A 13,812-nucleotide genomic window follows, 5' to 3' on the forward strand; every position below is an offset into this window, starting at 1 on the left:
GGAAGGAGGCCCCCAATGCTTGACAAAATAAAAGAGTTTGCATCCACTTTCTTCGTTACTGGAGACCCAATGATCTATGGAGCGGACGTCTCCATCGCATTAGCGACGATCGGGATCGTGTTTGTGCTCACTTATTTCAAAAAATGGGGCTGGCTTTGGAAAAACTGGTTGACTACCGTTGACCATAAAAAAGTCGGTATTATGTATATTCTTGCGGCCATCTTGATGTTATTCCGCGGAGGCGTGGATGCATTATTGATGCGTGTTCAACTGGCTACACCGGATGTTACACTACTGCATCCTGAGCATTACAACCAGATTTTCACAACACATGGCACGATCATGATCCTGTTTATGGCGATGCCGTTGATGTTTGGTTTGTTTAACATTGCCGTACCACTTCAAATTGGTGCGCGCGACGTTGCGTTCCCTTTCCTGAACGCATTGAGCTTCTGGCTTTTCTTTATGGGAGCGATGTTGTTCAACCTGTCCTTCGTTATCGGTGGTTCGCCAGACGCAGGTTGGTTGAGTTATCCACCGCTTTCAGAACTGCAATTTAGTCCTGGCGTCGGTCAGAACTTCTATATCTGGGGTATTCAGATTTCGGGTATAGGTTCATTGGCTACGGGGATCAACTTTATTGTGACCATTATTAAAATGCGTGCACCTGGTATGACTTGGATGAAAATGCCTGTCTTTACGTGGTCCGTATTTTCGTCATGTGTTATTATCATTTTCGCATTCCCGATTCTGACGGTTACTTTGGCATTGCTGTTCCTTGACCGCTTCGGAGGAGGACACTTCTTTACGCTTGATTTCGGCGGTAACCCGATGATGTATATCAACTTGATCTGGATGTGGGGTCACCCTGAGGTATACATTGTAGTTTTGCCTGCCTTCGGTATCTATTCCGAGGTTATCAGCGTATTCTCCAAAAAGAAATTGTTTGGATACAAGTCCATGGTTTACGCCATGTTCATTATTGCGATCTTGTCCTTCTTCACCTGGGCGCATCACTTCTTCACGATGGGATCAGGCGCAGATGTTAATGCATTCTTTGCGATTTCGACGATGGTTATCGCAATACCGACAGGGGTTAAAGTATTTAACTGGCTGTTCACGATGTATCGGGGTAAGATTACATTCAAGACTCCTATGATGTGGTCAATTGCTTTTATTCCGAACTTCTTGATTGCTGGTTTGACGGGCGTCATGTTGTCTGTAGCGCCTGCTGACTTCCAGTTCCATAACAGTTACTTCCTGATCGCTCACTTTCACTCCGCTCTGATTGGTGGTGTAGTGTTCGGTTACTTGGCAGGTCTGTACTATTGGTGGCCTAAAATGTTCGGTTTCACATTGCCTGAAACGCCTGGTAAATGGGCTTTCTGGTTCTGGAACATCGGTTTCTATGTATGTTTTATTCCACAATATTCTCTCGGTCTGATGGGTATGACGCGTCGTCTGAGCACTTACGGCTGGGATACCGGTTGGCAGCCGCTTAACCTCGTTTCGACCGTTGGGGCATTCTTGATGGGGATTGGTTTCTTGTTCCAGGTTCTTCAAATTCTTCTGGGCATCAAGAATTACCGTAAGCTGAAGGATACAACAGGCGATCCTTGGGGTGGCCATACGTTGGAATGGTCGATTCCTTCACCTGCACCGGAGTACAATTTTGCTACCATTCCACAAGTAGAAGAACGTGATGACTGGTGGGCAGAAAAAGATAAACGTGCAAAAGGTATTTTCAGAAAGCAACCGCCAATTGAAGCGATTCATATGCCGAAGAACTCGGCGATTCCATTCATTATGTCGGTATTCTTTTTCATTGCAGGTTTCGGGTTCGTATTCGGATGGTCGTTCTTCTATATTCCAGGACTGATCGGTGTGGCAATTTGTATGATTTGCCGTTCGTTCTTCTCCTATGATGGCGACTACTATATCCCTGCGGATGAAGTAAAACGCACGGAAGCGGCAATAAGGGGGTCTGTATAATGGCACAAGCTACAGCACACCAAAGCCATGATCATGACCACGGGCATCACGATCCGCAAGAATTGAAGATGCTTGGTTTTTGGATCTTCCTCGTAACGGACGTAATCCTGTTCAGTACCTTGTTCGCAACCTTCGTCGTCCTTCGGAACAACACAGCCGGAGGACCGGGTGGCGCAGAGCTGTTTAACATGACGGGCGTTATTATTGAAACGTTCCTCTTGCTCACGAGCAGCTTCACAAGTGGTCTGGCTGTGTTGGCCATGAACAAAGGAAGCATGAAGGGATTAATCAACTGGTTAATCGTGACGGCGATCCTGGGTCTTGGTTTTATCGGTTTTGAGGTTTACGAGTTTGTTGAGTTGGTACACGAAGGAGCCAATTTTGGAACCAGTGCGTTCTTGTCGGCATTCTTCACTTTAGTCGGAACGCACGGACTTCACGTTTCGTTAGGTCTGGTTTGGATGATTGGACTCATGTTCCAGTTGAAAAAACGCGGGCTTACACCAGAGACGAAGGGGAAAGTTTCCGCATTGAGCTTGTACTGGCACTTTTTGGACGCTGTCTGGATCTTCTTGCTGACAGTCGTCTATTTGATGGGGGTGATGTAGATGGCACAGCATCAAACAGGAGCGGGTTCGCATGGTCATGATGATTCTCACGGTTCAGTGAAATCCTATGTTATCGGGTTTATTCTGTCCATCGTACTGACCATCATTCCTCTCGGTGTGGTTATGAATCATATGTTGAGCCGCACTTCGACCATGGTTGTTATTTTAGCCGCGGCAGTGCTGCAATTTCTGGTTCAGCTTTTCTTCTTCATGCACATTCGTGAAAGCAATGGACCACGCTGGAATGTCATGACTTTGATTTTCGGGGTAGTTATCCTGTTGACCGTTGTTGGTGGTTCTGTATGGATTATGGAATACAACATGGTAGCACACTAATAAGTCAGGATTTTTGCAAAATCACTCAAGTACAAACGAATTAGGAAAGAAGAAGCGGACTTAGAGCCGCTTCTTCTTTTTTTGTGTAGCTTATTAAAATAAAAACTGTGGCTTATTGAACTCAAGTTTACATATGTGTAAAATGGAATTGTATAACAGTAGAGTGAAAACGATAATACTAGTGGAGAGCGGAGGAAAAAGTAATGAACACAGAATTACTGTTTAAACCTTTTAAGTTAGGTAATTTATCTCTTCCTAATCGGATTGTTATGGCGCCAATGACACGGAATTTTTCTCCTCAAGGTATTCCAGGGCCTGACGTGGCCGCGTATTATCGTCGCCGTGCGGAAAATGCAGTTGGATTGATTATTACAGAGGGAACTGCTATTAATCATCCCGCAGCTGTGGAGCACACAAGCATTCCTAATTTTTATGGTGAGGGATTAAAGGGGTGGGCCAAGGTAGTTGAGGAGGTTCATGCGGTAGGTGGCAAGATTATACCGCAGCTCTGGCATGTGGGTACGGCCCGTAAAATAGGTGCAGATAATCAACCGAATCCCGAGGCATTGCCTGTCGGTCCATCCGGTATCTCTCCCGCCGGCGAAAAGGTGGTTGAGCCATTGACGGAGGCTGAGATTGCGGATATTATCTCCGCTTATGCTCAGGCCGCTGCTGATGCCCAGCGAGTGGGCTTTGACGGCATTGAGCTTCATGGAGCACATGGTTATTTAATCGATCAATTTTTCTGGGACAAAACCAATAAGCGTACCGATCAATACGGAGGCAATTTGGTCCAGCGTACTCGGTTTGCGGTGGAGGTCATTGAGGCTTGTCGTCGTGCAGTAGGGCCGAATTTCCCAATTGTATTGCGATTCTCCCAGTGGAAGATGTACCATTATGAAGAAAAGCTGGCCCAAACACCACAGGAACTTGAACAGTTTCTCACTCCATTAGTGAAGGCCGGGGTGGATGTATTCCATTGCTCAAACCGCCGTTTTTGGGAACCGGAATTTGAAGGGTCTGATCTAAATTTGGCAGCTTGGACGAAAAAGATAACAGGCAAGCCAGTGATTACTGTGGGCTCGATTGGTTTGGAGAAGGCCTTTTTGAGTGATTTGGAAAATAATAATCGTCAAACCGATCAATCCAGTAATGTAGAGGCAAGATTAGAACAACTCGTGGGGCAAGTAGAACGAGAGGAAGCTGATCTGGTTGCGGTTGGGCGTGCTTTGCTGGTTGATCCAGCGTTTGCGGTGAAGTTACGTGATCAACAAATAGATGAAATTATTCCTTACAGTGATGAAGTGTTAAAAACGTTGAATTAAGCTTTAATTAAGCTCTAAGTAGTGTAAAGCTATAGTGTTAGGCAAGCATCGAGACTTGGAAGTTTTCTGTTACAGGGCAAGCTGTAATATAAGCTATTCGTAAACTCTACGAATTTGCTATAATAGGAGCATCAAGTCGAAATACACGGGGTGAAAAGGATGAATTCTGAAACGGAAGCTTTGGATTGCGAGCCGGCTTGTCACGGTTCAGATCAGGAAATTGAGCGCATAAAATCTTCCCTTGTTGAGGATTCCATCGCATACAAAATGTCGGAGCTGTTCAAAGCACTGGGTGACCCGACACGAATCAAGCTGATTTATGCCCTGGCACAAAAAGAACTGTGTGTTCATGATCTGACCCAGGTGTTGAACATGGGACAATCTGCGGTATCCCACCAGCTTCGTTATTTGCGCAACCTGCGTATTGTCAAACGACGCAAAGAAGGCAAGACGGTGTTTTATTCACTGGATGATAATCATGTGGAGCAGATCTTTTTGCAAACCCATCAGCACATATCACATCAATAATTTTTGGGATAAAACAACAGAGGGCGCCAAGCGATTGGCGCTCTTTTGGCGTTTGTCCGTTGAAGTCGATTTTTTTGTTAAAAAGGGCTAGAGTCATTGACTTTTGACCCTGATCCTGAATATAATGGCCTTAACAAATAATATATGAACAGTTGCTCATATATAGTTAATTGGAGGCCAATGACTATGGATGCTCTAAAAAGAACGGAACGGCATGAATGGATTTTGGAAGGTTTGGATTGCGCCAACTGTGCTCTCAAGATTGAAAATGGAGTCAGTAAAATAGAAGGGGTCATGGATTGCTCGGTCAATTTTGTTACGAAAACGTTGACGATGACCACAAGTTCGGATCAAAAAGAAGAGATATTTCGTCAAGCCGAACGGAAAGTTCACAGACTCGAGCCGCATGTTCGAATGGTTGTAAAAAATGCTCGTGGACGCCTGCGTGAAGACAGCCGAAGCAATGCTGGTGCAGTACAGCCAGACTGCACAGATGGTTGTGCATGCGGTCATGAGCATCATGGTGAAGGTGAAGGGCATACACACGAGGTCGGGCAACATGCTTCTCACAGCCACGCTGGTCATCATCATGGAGCACATGGCAAGCAAGCCCATACGCACGATGGACACGACCACGGGGATCATGCACACGAGCATCACAACCACCATGCAGAGCACGAACATGGTGAAGCCACCCACACTCATTCACATTCGCATGGAGATGATAGCCACGCTGGGCATACGCATGATCACGGTACGGACGGTATGCGCCGCATGATTGCGCGTTTGGCTATTGGTGCGGTCGTTGCGGCTGTTGCCTGGTGGTTACCTGTCGAAGGTGTAGGCAAGCTGGCCCTATTTTTACTGGCATATATCATCGTTGGCGGTGATGTTGTCTTGCAGGCTGCACGCAGTTTGGTACGTGGAATGGCCTTTGACGAATACTTCCTGATGACGCTGGCTACAGTTGGTGCATTTGCGATTGGGGAATACCCGGAAGGCGTAGCTGTCATGTTCTTTTATCAAATCGGAGAACTGTTTCAAGGCATTGCAGTTAACCGTTCACGTAAATCCATCAGTGATCTGATGGATATTAGACCGGACTATGCCAACCTGAAGACGGCTGAGTCCGTACGGAGAGTGTCCCCAGAAGACGTTCGCATTGGGGATTTGATTGTGATTAAGCCGGGCGAGAAGATCCCGCTGGATGGTAAAGTTATAGATGGTAAATCGCATGTGGATACCTCTGCGTTGACTGGTGAATCGGTGCCTCGTACCGTAGAACCGGGAAGCAACGTGTTGAGTGGATTTATCAATACGAACGGACTTCTAACGGTAGAGGTTAGCAAAGAATTTAGTGAATCGGCGGTCTCGAAAATTTTGGAATTAGTGCAAAATGCGAGTGCCAAAAAAGCGCCGACTGAAAAGTTTATCACGAAATTTTCCAGATACTATACTCCAGTAGTGGTTATTGTAGCGCTGTTGTTGGCGGTTGTTCCACCGCTTGTTGTGCCAGATGCACAATTTGCAGATTGGGTATACCGTGCGCTTGTTTTCCTCGTTATTTCTTGTCCTTGTGCGCTGGTAGTATCCATTCCACTGGGCTTCTTTGGGGGAATTGGGGCAGCCTCCCGTTCAGGTGTCCTGATCAAGGGCGGGAACTATCTTGAAGCTCTGAATCATGTGAAATACGCTGTTTTTGATAAAACAGGTACACTCACCAAAGGTGTTTTCCGTGTAACAGGGATTTATCCCGCCGGAGATTTTACAAACGAAACCCTGCTCGAAACCGCCGCTTTGGCCGAGCTGCATTCCACACATCCTATTGCTGCGTCTCTGCGTGAATCCTACGGTAAAGAACTCAGAGCAGAACGGGTTCAGCAATATAGTGAAATATCCGGTCACGGGATTCAGGCACAAATTGATGGTCGTCTGGTATCAGCCGGGAACGCCAAGCTGATGGAGCGGGAGCATGTGGCTTTTAACGTGGCGCAGCAAGCAGGGACGCTGGATGAAGGAACGGTCGTACATGTGGCTGTAGACGGAACGTATGCCGGGTGCATTCTGATTTCAGATGAGGTTAAGGAAGACGCAGCCCAAACGGTTGCTTCACTGAAAAAGTTGGGTGTGGTGAAAACTATCATGCTGACGGGTGACAATCGGACTGTTGCCGAGGCCGTAGGACGACAGTTGGGTTTGGATGAAGTACGGGCAGAACTGTTACCTCAGCACAAAGCCGAAGCCATCGAGCAGTTGTCTGCAAGTAAAAAAACGAGCGACAAAATTTTGTTCGTAGGCGATGGGATTAATGATACACCCGTACTGGCGCTGGCAGATGTCGGTGTAGCGATGGGCGGTTTGGGATCGGATGCTGCGATTGAGGCGGCAGATATCGTAATCATGAACGACGAGCCTTCAAGGTTGGTTACGGCGATCCATATCGCCAAGCGCACACGTCGTATCGTATGGCAAAACATTATATTTGCGCTAGGTGTCAAAGCTGTGTTTCTTACGCTGGGAGCATTCGGTATTGCTACGATGTGGGAGGCTGTATTTTCCGATGTAGGTGTAACATTGCTAGCCGTATTGAATGTGATGCGTGTATTGAAGGTTCGTTCTTACGAGTAAAAAAATAAACACCCCCGGGTTAACAACGGATGTAGGCATCCTGTGAAGACCGGGGGTGTTTATTTTATAGGTTCCTTTTTCGAGTGGTCTTGTACCAGCAGGATAGAGATTTATTTTGGGATGTAGGGTAGTTGTGCCGAAATGTATAAATGTGTGGCGTGCCTAATACGTTAAGGTAGGGGCTTTACAAGTAAGGCCCATGTAAGATTCGGTTGCTCCATTATGGGTAAGCGTTTTCTTTGTTTGGAGGGGTACTCGAATTCGTGTGTGCCAACTTGCTGACGGAAGAAAGGATGGATTAATAGCATGGAGGCTAAACTGATGCATGTATTCGCAGAGCTGTTGGGTGGCAAAAATAGCCGGGATCTCAAAGTTCCAGAGCCGGGTATGGAGGCTGCTGCACAGAGGTTGGCTATGGAGACGCTAAAGGCAGGCAGCCATGAAGTATCTGCTACGCAGGAGGAAGATCCGTTGGGCTGGCTGGTTGGTTTAGCTGAGCAGGGCGTAATCAGTCGAGCAGAGGCTTTGATGGCTGCGAATCCGGAATTACTTGGGGAAACGATGCTGAATAACGGCAACGATATTGGGCAAGCAATGGGCACACTCCTAAAATGGAGCGATGAATACAGGCGCACCTCCATACGGATTTATGCCGATGCTCCTGCAAGTTTGAGTCGTATAAGCACAGAGACAGCATCAGAAATAGGCAGTTATGACGGTTATAGTCTTCTGCATGGTCCCTTGTCACAGGCATCTGGCCGTGTAGGGAAACTATGCTATGCCTATCTGGACGTAGCAGAGTCTGGACAGACGATTCATGCCCCTGACGGGGAGCCTGATCCCATCCTTATTCCCGGTTCACGTGCATCTGACACGTACAAAACCTTTAACCAGGCATCTGGCCTGCCTGGATTGTGTGAGCATTTGTCCCGCCGAATTATCAGTTTGCTGGAAACACAATATGAAAGCTTATTCGAGTCTTTGAACGGATCACCACTCACTATAGCCCTAATTGAGCAGAACAATGCAGTGGGTATTGGAAGCTTGCAAGATATGCAGCTGGAGGCATTACTGCGTGCGGCGTTGCGGAGCGTGCGGCAGGGGGGAGAACCCAAGCTGGAGATTATAGTGCGCAATCCGGCTGACGTGGACGAATTCCGGGCAGCGCGAGACTGGATTGACGGCGTTGCAGAGCAGACTTTATGCGGGCGTCTTCGGTGCATTCCATATCGGGTAGGCGTGCTTTTGACAGTTGACCCGTCTTTGGTGCCTAACGTAAGCCAAACAGGGAACAGGCAAGCCGCACGGTCGGGGGAGTCAGCCAATTCCAATAACATGTCCGAAGTGAGCGCACGGCAGATCAAGCAGGTGGCTCAAGCTGCAGATCTGGCACGTTTTGCCGATACGGTCATTTTAGAAGTCATACCAACTCCATCCGATGACATTAGGGCTGAGGAGCAGTTGATTCCATCCGGTGTCGATGGTCATGAGAATAATAGTGATACGATAAAATGCATAATGGAAGCTGTTCGACGTGTAAAGCCTGAGCTTCCTTTATGGGTAGCAATAGATGAAATTAACCATTCTCTGGATAGGATTTCGATCTGGGAGAATGAGCTGACGGGGGTCATTTGCCCGGACACAGCGGTTCCCACTGCACGCCTTGCGGCTGCGCGTTTGGGATTGCAACAGCCCGCAGATCGTCAGCACACTTCAGGAACTGCACACAATCATGCGTGGAAGTTTCCTTTAGCCTGAAGATAACCGGAATTCTTGGAATAGGATGCTTTAAATATGGAGGATACCTGCGGTGTTTGCGTGGGTATCTTTTTTTTATTTAGGCCATTGCTGGTTTACAAGTGGAAAAGAAAAGGTATATAATAAAACAAAAGTTTCTCTAATCCAAAATAATTGTATAGATGAAAAAATGATTATCATTCTCATTGTCAAACATGCTGCTTCGGGCTTCCCGAAGCAGCATGTGCTATTTTAGGGCACTTAACAATGGATATCATTCTCAATGAAATGCTAGTACAAGGAACAAAATATGGAAAGGAACGTGACATGATGCAAGCTGCTCAACGATTACAAGATACATTGTCTCCCTCTAACCGAACCCTTTCAAAAAACAGTGGCAGCGGACGACCCGGTCCGAATCGCAAGCCGCAATTTCAGCTTAAAAGCATGCTGAAAAATAAGGAGATGCAAGCTGCTCTAGGTAGTGGATTGCTGATGCTGATGGCATGGGGAGTCTCACATTGGTGGCAATGGCTATCGGTCATTCTGTATGTAGTGTCCTATGCCCTTGGGGGCTGGTCCAAAGCCAGAGAAGGGGTCGAAACACTGATCCGAGAACATGATCTGGATGTTAATCTGCTCATGATCGCTGCCTCCCTAGGAGCTGCGGCCATTGGCTATTGGAATGAAGGAGCCATGTTGATCTTTATTTTTGCACTCAGCGGTGCGCTGGAGAGCTATACCACCGAGCGTAGTAGTAAGGATATTTCTGAGCTCATGGCGTTGAAGCCGGAAACGGCTTTGCGCTTGTCTCGCGAGGGGACGGAAACAGTCGGCATTGAGCAACTGTTGCCAGGCGACCTGCTGCTGGTGAAGCCGGGCGAACTGATTCCGGCGGACGGCCGAATCTCCAAGGGCGTTTCGGCAGTGAATCAGGCATCGATTACCGGGGAGTCTGTTCCGGTAAATAAGGTGGAAGGTGACGAAGTATATGCCGGCACCATTAATGGAGAAGGTGTACTATATGTAGAGGTTAGTCAGTCCTCGGAGGACACTTTATTTTCAAAAATCATTCGTATGGTGGAAGAGGCTCAGACCGAAGTTCCTGATTCCCAGCGGTTTATTAAAACGTTCGAATCGGTGTACGCCCGAATTGTTGTTGCTGTCACGCTGATGGTCATTGTCGGTGCACCCATCGCATTAGGCTGGACGTGGGCAGCAGCGTTCTACAAGGCTATGGTGTTCCTCGTCGTGGCTTCACCCTGTGCGCTCGTGTCATCCATTATGCCAGTGATGCTATCGGCCATCTCCAACCGTGCCCGACGGGGCATTCTGTTCAAAGGTGGCGCACATGTGGAGAATATGGCATTGACTTCTGTTGTTGCTTTTGACAAAACAGGCACGTTAACGATGGGGTCACCTGTCGTCACGGATTGGATTACCGCCGCAGAATACGATGCCGATGAGCTATTGCAGATTGTTGCCACAATTGAAAGTTATTCTTTGCATCCGCTGGCGCGAGCGATTGTAGCCAAAGCTGAAACTGAATGGGGACAGAGAGAGCTTCTCCCAACTGAGCAAGTGCAGGCACTCACTGGATGGGGGATGGAAGGCATCATAAACGGGGTGAAATGGAAAATCGGTCGCACAGATGTGCTGGATGGACCTAGTCCTCTGGCAGAGCCAGAGTGGATGGAGAGTCGGGCCCGGCTGGAAGCTGAGGGCAAAACCGTATCCATCATCCTCGCGGATGATCGGATTGCCGGAATGCTGGCACTACGCGATGAGCTGCGTCCGCAGGCTCAAGAGTCCGTGAAACGCCTGCAAGCGCAGGGTATCCGGGTTGTCATGCTAACCGGAGACCGTCCAGAAACGGCCGCTGTAATCGCGGAGCAGGCCGGAGTCGACGCTGTATATGCTGGCTTAATGCCGGAGGACAAAGTCAGCCATATTCGCATGCTGCGGGAGCAGTACGGGCATGTCGTCATGGTCGGCGACGGTGTGAACGACGCCCCTGCGTTGACAGCGGCAACCGTAGGACTAGGCATGGGGATGCATGGCAGCGGAGCAGCGCTAGAGGTCGCAGACGTGGTACTGATGAATGATGGAATCGAGGAGATCGCTCCGACGATAGCACTGGCGCGCAAGGCGCAGCGGGTGGTCAAACAAAATATGATCTTCGCGGTAAGTGTCATTTTGCTGCTTGTGATCAGCAACTTTGTGCAGGATATAGCCTTGCCATTTGGGGTTATTGGGCATGAAGGCAGCACATTACTGGTCATTTTGAATGGCCTGCGCTTATTGCGGTCATAGGACTAATAATTACAAGATGACAAACAGGAAGGAGCATTCATACCTCTTAAAATCCAAGGGGGTGAATGCTCCTTCTTTTGCAGCCTCGCAACGCTGTACGTCTATCTTCGGCGCGGTGTAGACCGTCGTAAGAACAAGGAAAATAATAGCCCCGCCAGCGCAATCCCTGTAGCAATGATGAAGGCATCATTAATGCCATGGATCGTCGATTCTGTAACGGCACTTCGGTACACCTGTTGTAGCGCCAACGATGAACCACTTTCTGTTGAAATGCCCGCCGTTTGCGCGAGGGTTTGTCCCAACTGTGCTACTCCTTCGGTTAAAGGAACATTGGCGGTGGTAGCGACATTCGCATAATCCGCTACATGAATTGTCGTTCGGCTGCTCATTACAGTAATGAGCCAAGCGGTACCGATAGACCCGGCAATTTGCCGTACTGTATTGGACATGGCTGTACCGTGGCTACCGAGATGGGCAGGTAGCTGGTTTAGCCCTTCCGTCTGGACGGACATCATCAGCAATGACATTCCGAAGCTGCGAATCGTATAGATGATCATAATATGTCCGTAGGTGGTGGCATCGGTCAGCAGACTGAATTCCCAGGTTGTGACTGCTGTAATAATCAGTCCAATGATCGCCAACGGCCTTGCGCCTACACGGTCAAATACTGCCCCTGATATCGGTGACATCACACCCATCAGCAGTGCACCCGGCAACAGCAGCAGACCGGATTGCAGCGGTGTAAAGCCGCGTATATTTTGCAAATAGATCGGTAGCAGCAGCATCCCGCCAAACATCGTCATGTTGACGGTAGCCCCAACTAAGGTCGATACGGTAAAAATATCATATTTAAACACACGGAACTCCAGCATCGGCTGTACCATATTCAGCTCGCGCACGATAAACAATACAATAAACACAACCCCGGCAGCGAGTGTAAGTATTACCGTATTGCTGTCCCAGCCCTTGTCTCCCGCTGAACTAAAGCCATACAGCAGGAAGCCAAAGCCCAGTGTGGAAAAGATGGTTCCCAACAGATCAAAGTTCGGTTTCGTTAGCTTGGATACATTTTTGAGCCAGCGTATGGCAAACAGAATATCAATGATTGCCAACGGAATCACCAGCAAAAATAGCAGTCTCCAACTATAGTGCTCCACAATCCAACCGGATAAAGTCGGTCCAACCGCCGGGGCAAACATCATGGCAATCCCCATGGTCCCCATAGCAGCGCCTCGTTTTTCGGGAGGAAATACAGTCAGGAACACGTTCATGACCACAGGCATGATAATGCCCGCTCCGCTGGCCTGAATAACGCGTCCAACCAGCATAGGCGCAAAGCCGGTACTGGCAGCACAGACGACAGACCCGGCAGTAAATAACCCCATCGCAGAGATGAATAGCGCACGTGTTCCGAATGACTCAATCAGAAAAGCGGTGATAGGAATCAAAATCCCGTTGGTTAGCATATATCCGGTGGATAGCCATTGAACGGTCGTGGCAGACACATTGAAATCATTCATCAAGTGTGGAATGGCCACGTTAAGCAGCGTTTGATTCAAAATCGAAATGAAGGCGCCTAGCAGCAGCACGGACAGAATACGTCCGACGGACATTTTTTGATCCATGACAGCCTCCTACTTGTGAACTCTGATGGTCGCACTCATTCCCGGGATAATACCCAGCCCCTTGTAACCTTGAATGGAAATATTGACAGGTACGACCTGCGTCACCTTGGTATAGTTGGCAGTGGTATTGGAAACGGGCAGTAGTGAAAAAGTTGATGCGGTCGCCAGGCCGATCTTTTCGAGTTTACCGCTCAGGGACGTATCCGGGTAAGCATCAATATATACATCTACCGTCTGTCCTACTTGAAGATCTTGTACAGCCGTTTCGTCAATATTGGCGGTAATCCATAAATTGTTTAGATCAAAAGCCTTCGCTAAGGGTGTGCCTGCCCCAACAATCGAGTTGTTAACTGCAGATTGCTGTACGATGGTACCATCGGTTGGAATCGTAACGCTAATTCGGCTTCCTCCCCCTTCTACACTACCAAGCGTGCTTCCAGCGGTGTAGGTCTTACCAACTTCAGCATTCCAGCCTGTGAGTTTGCCAGCGCCTGGAGAGGCAACGGTAACTGCTTGTCCGCTCACTTGGGCATTATCGGTTTTTATGTAGTTGGCGGATTGATTGTAGTAATAGGCGGCGGCTCCACCACCTGCCAGAATAATGATAATAACTAGCAGGTTGACTAATATGGCGCGTGAATTCATGTTTACATGCCTCCCTAGTTCTTGGATTTTCAAAGTATGCGTCAAATGATTCATAATATTCAGATGGGTTTTGGG

General features: G+C 48.2%; 10 protein-coding genes. 8 read left to right on the forward strand and 2 right to left on the reverse strand.

The features are described 5' to 3' along the window. Window positions 1-15: 15 nt before the first annotated feature. The 8 genes from NLX73_RS19530 to NLX73_RS19565 all read left to right on the forward strand — a co-directional run bounded on the left by NLX73_RS19530 (window position 16) and on the right by NLX73_RS19565 (window position 11,467). Window positions 16-1,992, forward strand: coding sequence for a cbb3-type cytochrome c oxidase subunit I (locus tag NLX73_RS19530; RefSeq protein ID WP_013311982.1), 1,977 nt, complete (start codon window positions 16-18; stop codon window positions 1,990-1,992). Then, window positions 1,992-2,600 carry a cytochrome o ubiquinol oxidase subunit III gene (gene cyoC / locus NLX73_RS19535; protein ID WP_071643004.1) on the forward strand — a complete coding sequence of 203 codons (609 nt, stop codon included), beginning with the start codon at window positions 1,992-1,994 and terminating at the stop codon, window positions 2,598-2,600. The genes NLX73_RS19530 and cyoC overlap by 1 nt, the downstream gene beginning before the upstream one ends. Beyond that, window positions 2,601-2,936 carry a cytochrome o ubiquinol oxidase subunit IV gene (gene cyoD, locus NLX73_RS19540; protein ID WP_013311980.1) on the forward strand — a complete coding sequence of 112 codons (336 nt, stop codon included), beginning with the start codon at window positions 2,601-2,603 and terminating at the stop codon, window positions 2,934-2,936. A 203-nt stretch (window positions 2,937-3,139) separates the two neighbouring features. Beyond that, window positions 3,140-4,261: an NADH:flavin oxidoreductase gene (locus NLX73_RS19545; RefSeq protein ID WP_254327073.1), complete on the forward strand. Its 1,122-nt coding sequence runs from the start codon at window positions 3,140-3,142 to the stop codon at window positions 4,259-4,261. A gap of 159 nt (window positions 4,262-4,420) precedes the next feature. Beyond that, window positions 4,421-4,789: an ArsR/SmtB family transcription factor gene (locus tag NLX73_RS19550; protein WP_007432172.1), complete on the forward strand. Its 369-nt coding sequence runs from the start codon at window positions 4,421-4,423 to the stop codon at window positions 4,787-4,789. 186 nt (window positions 4,790-4,975) lie between these two features. Continuing rightward, on the forward strand, window positions 4,976-7,417 hold the full coding sequence (locus NLX73_RS19555; RefSeq protein WP_254327074.1) for a heavy metal translocating P-type ATPase: 2,442 nt from the start codon (window positions 4,976-4,978) through the stop codon (window positions 7,415-7,417). 306 nt (window positions 7,418-7,723) lie between these two features. After that, window positions 7,724-9,175, forward strand: a complete 1,452-nt coding sequence (locus NLX73_RS19560; RefSeq protein ID WP_250266690.1) for a PEP-utilizing protein — start codon at window positions 7,724-7,726, stop codon at window positions 9,173-9,175. Between the two features lie 309 nt (window positions 9,176-9,484). Further along, the gene (locus NLX73_RS19565; protein WP_302055493.1) at window positions 9,485-11,467 is read left to right on the forward strand and encodes a heavy metal translocating P-type ATPase; all 1,983 of its coding nucleotides are present in this window, start codon (window positions 9,485-9,487) and stop codon (window positions 11,465-11,467) included. 101 nt (window positions 11,468-11,568) lie between these two features. Here the strand turns inward: NLX73_RS19565 and NLX73_RS19570 are convergent, their stop codons facing one another. Both NLX73_RS19570 and NLX73_RS19575 read right to left on the reverse strand, forming a co-directional pair. Next, window positions 11,569-13,092 carry a DHA2 family efflux MFS transporter permease subunit gene (locus NLX73_RS19570; protein ID WP_061828902.1) on the reverse strand — a complete coding sequence of 508 codons (1,524 nt, stop codon included), beginning with the start codon at window positions 13,090-13,092 and terminating at the stop codon, window positions 11,569-11,571. A gap of 9 nt (window positions 13,093-13,101) precedes the next feature. Continuing rightward, a complete protein-coding gene (locus tag NLX73_RS19575; RefSeq protein WP_254327076.1) occupies window positions 13,102-13,737 on the reverse strand; it encodes an HlyD family secretion protein in 636 nt (211 codons plus the stop codon). Between the last annotated feature and the right edge of the window lie 75 nt (window positions 13,738-13,812).

It is taken from the genome of Paenibacillus sp. CH40, from assembly GCF_024213605.1.
Lineage (GTDB): Bacteria > Bacillota > Bacilli > Paenibacillales > Paenibacillaceae > Paenibacillus > Paenibacillus polymyxa_B.

Coding starts and splice junctions, on each gene's coding strand:
- cyoD (WP_013311980.1), top strand. CDS start 2,601: ATGGCACAGCATCAAACAGGAGCGGGTTCGCATGGTCATGATGATTCT.
- cyoC (WP_071643004.1), top strand. CDS start 1,992: ATGGCACAAGCTACAGCACACCAAAGCCATGATCATGACCACGGGCAT.
- NLX73_RS19530 (WP_013311982.1), top strand. CDS start 16: ATGCTTGACAAAATAAAAGAGTTTGCATCCACTTTCTTCGTTACTGGA.
- NLX73_RS19570 (WP_061828902.1), bottom strand. CDS start 13,092: ATGGATCAAAAAATGTCCGTCGGACGTATTCTGTCCGTGCTGCTGCTA.
- NLX73_RS19565 (WP_302055493.1), top strand. CDS start 9,485: ATGCAAGCTGCTCAACGATTACAAGATACATTGTCTCCCTCTAACCGA.
- NLX73_RS19555 (WP_254327074.1), top strand. CDS start 4,976: ATGGATGCTCTAAAAAGAACGGAACGGCATGAATGGATTTTGGAAGGT.
- NLX73_RS19560 (WP_250266690.1), top strand. CDS start 7,724: ATGGAGGCTAAACTGATGCATGTATTCGCAGAGCTGTTGGGTGGCAAA.
- NLX73_RS19550 (WP_007432172.1), top strand. CDS start 4,421: ATGAATTCTGAAACGGAAGCTTTGGATTGCGAGCCGGCTTGTCACGGT.
- NLX73_RS19575 (WP_254327076.1), bottom strand. CDS start 13,737: ATGAATTCACGCGCCATATTAGTCAACCTGCTAGTTATTATCATTATT.
- NLX73_RS19545 (WP_254327073.1), top strand. CDS start 3,140: ATGAACACAGAATTACTGTTTAAACCTTTTAAGTTAGGTAATTTATCT.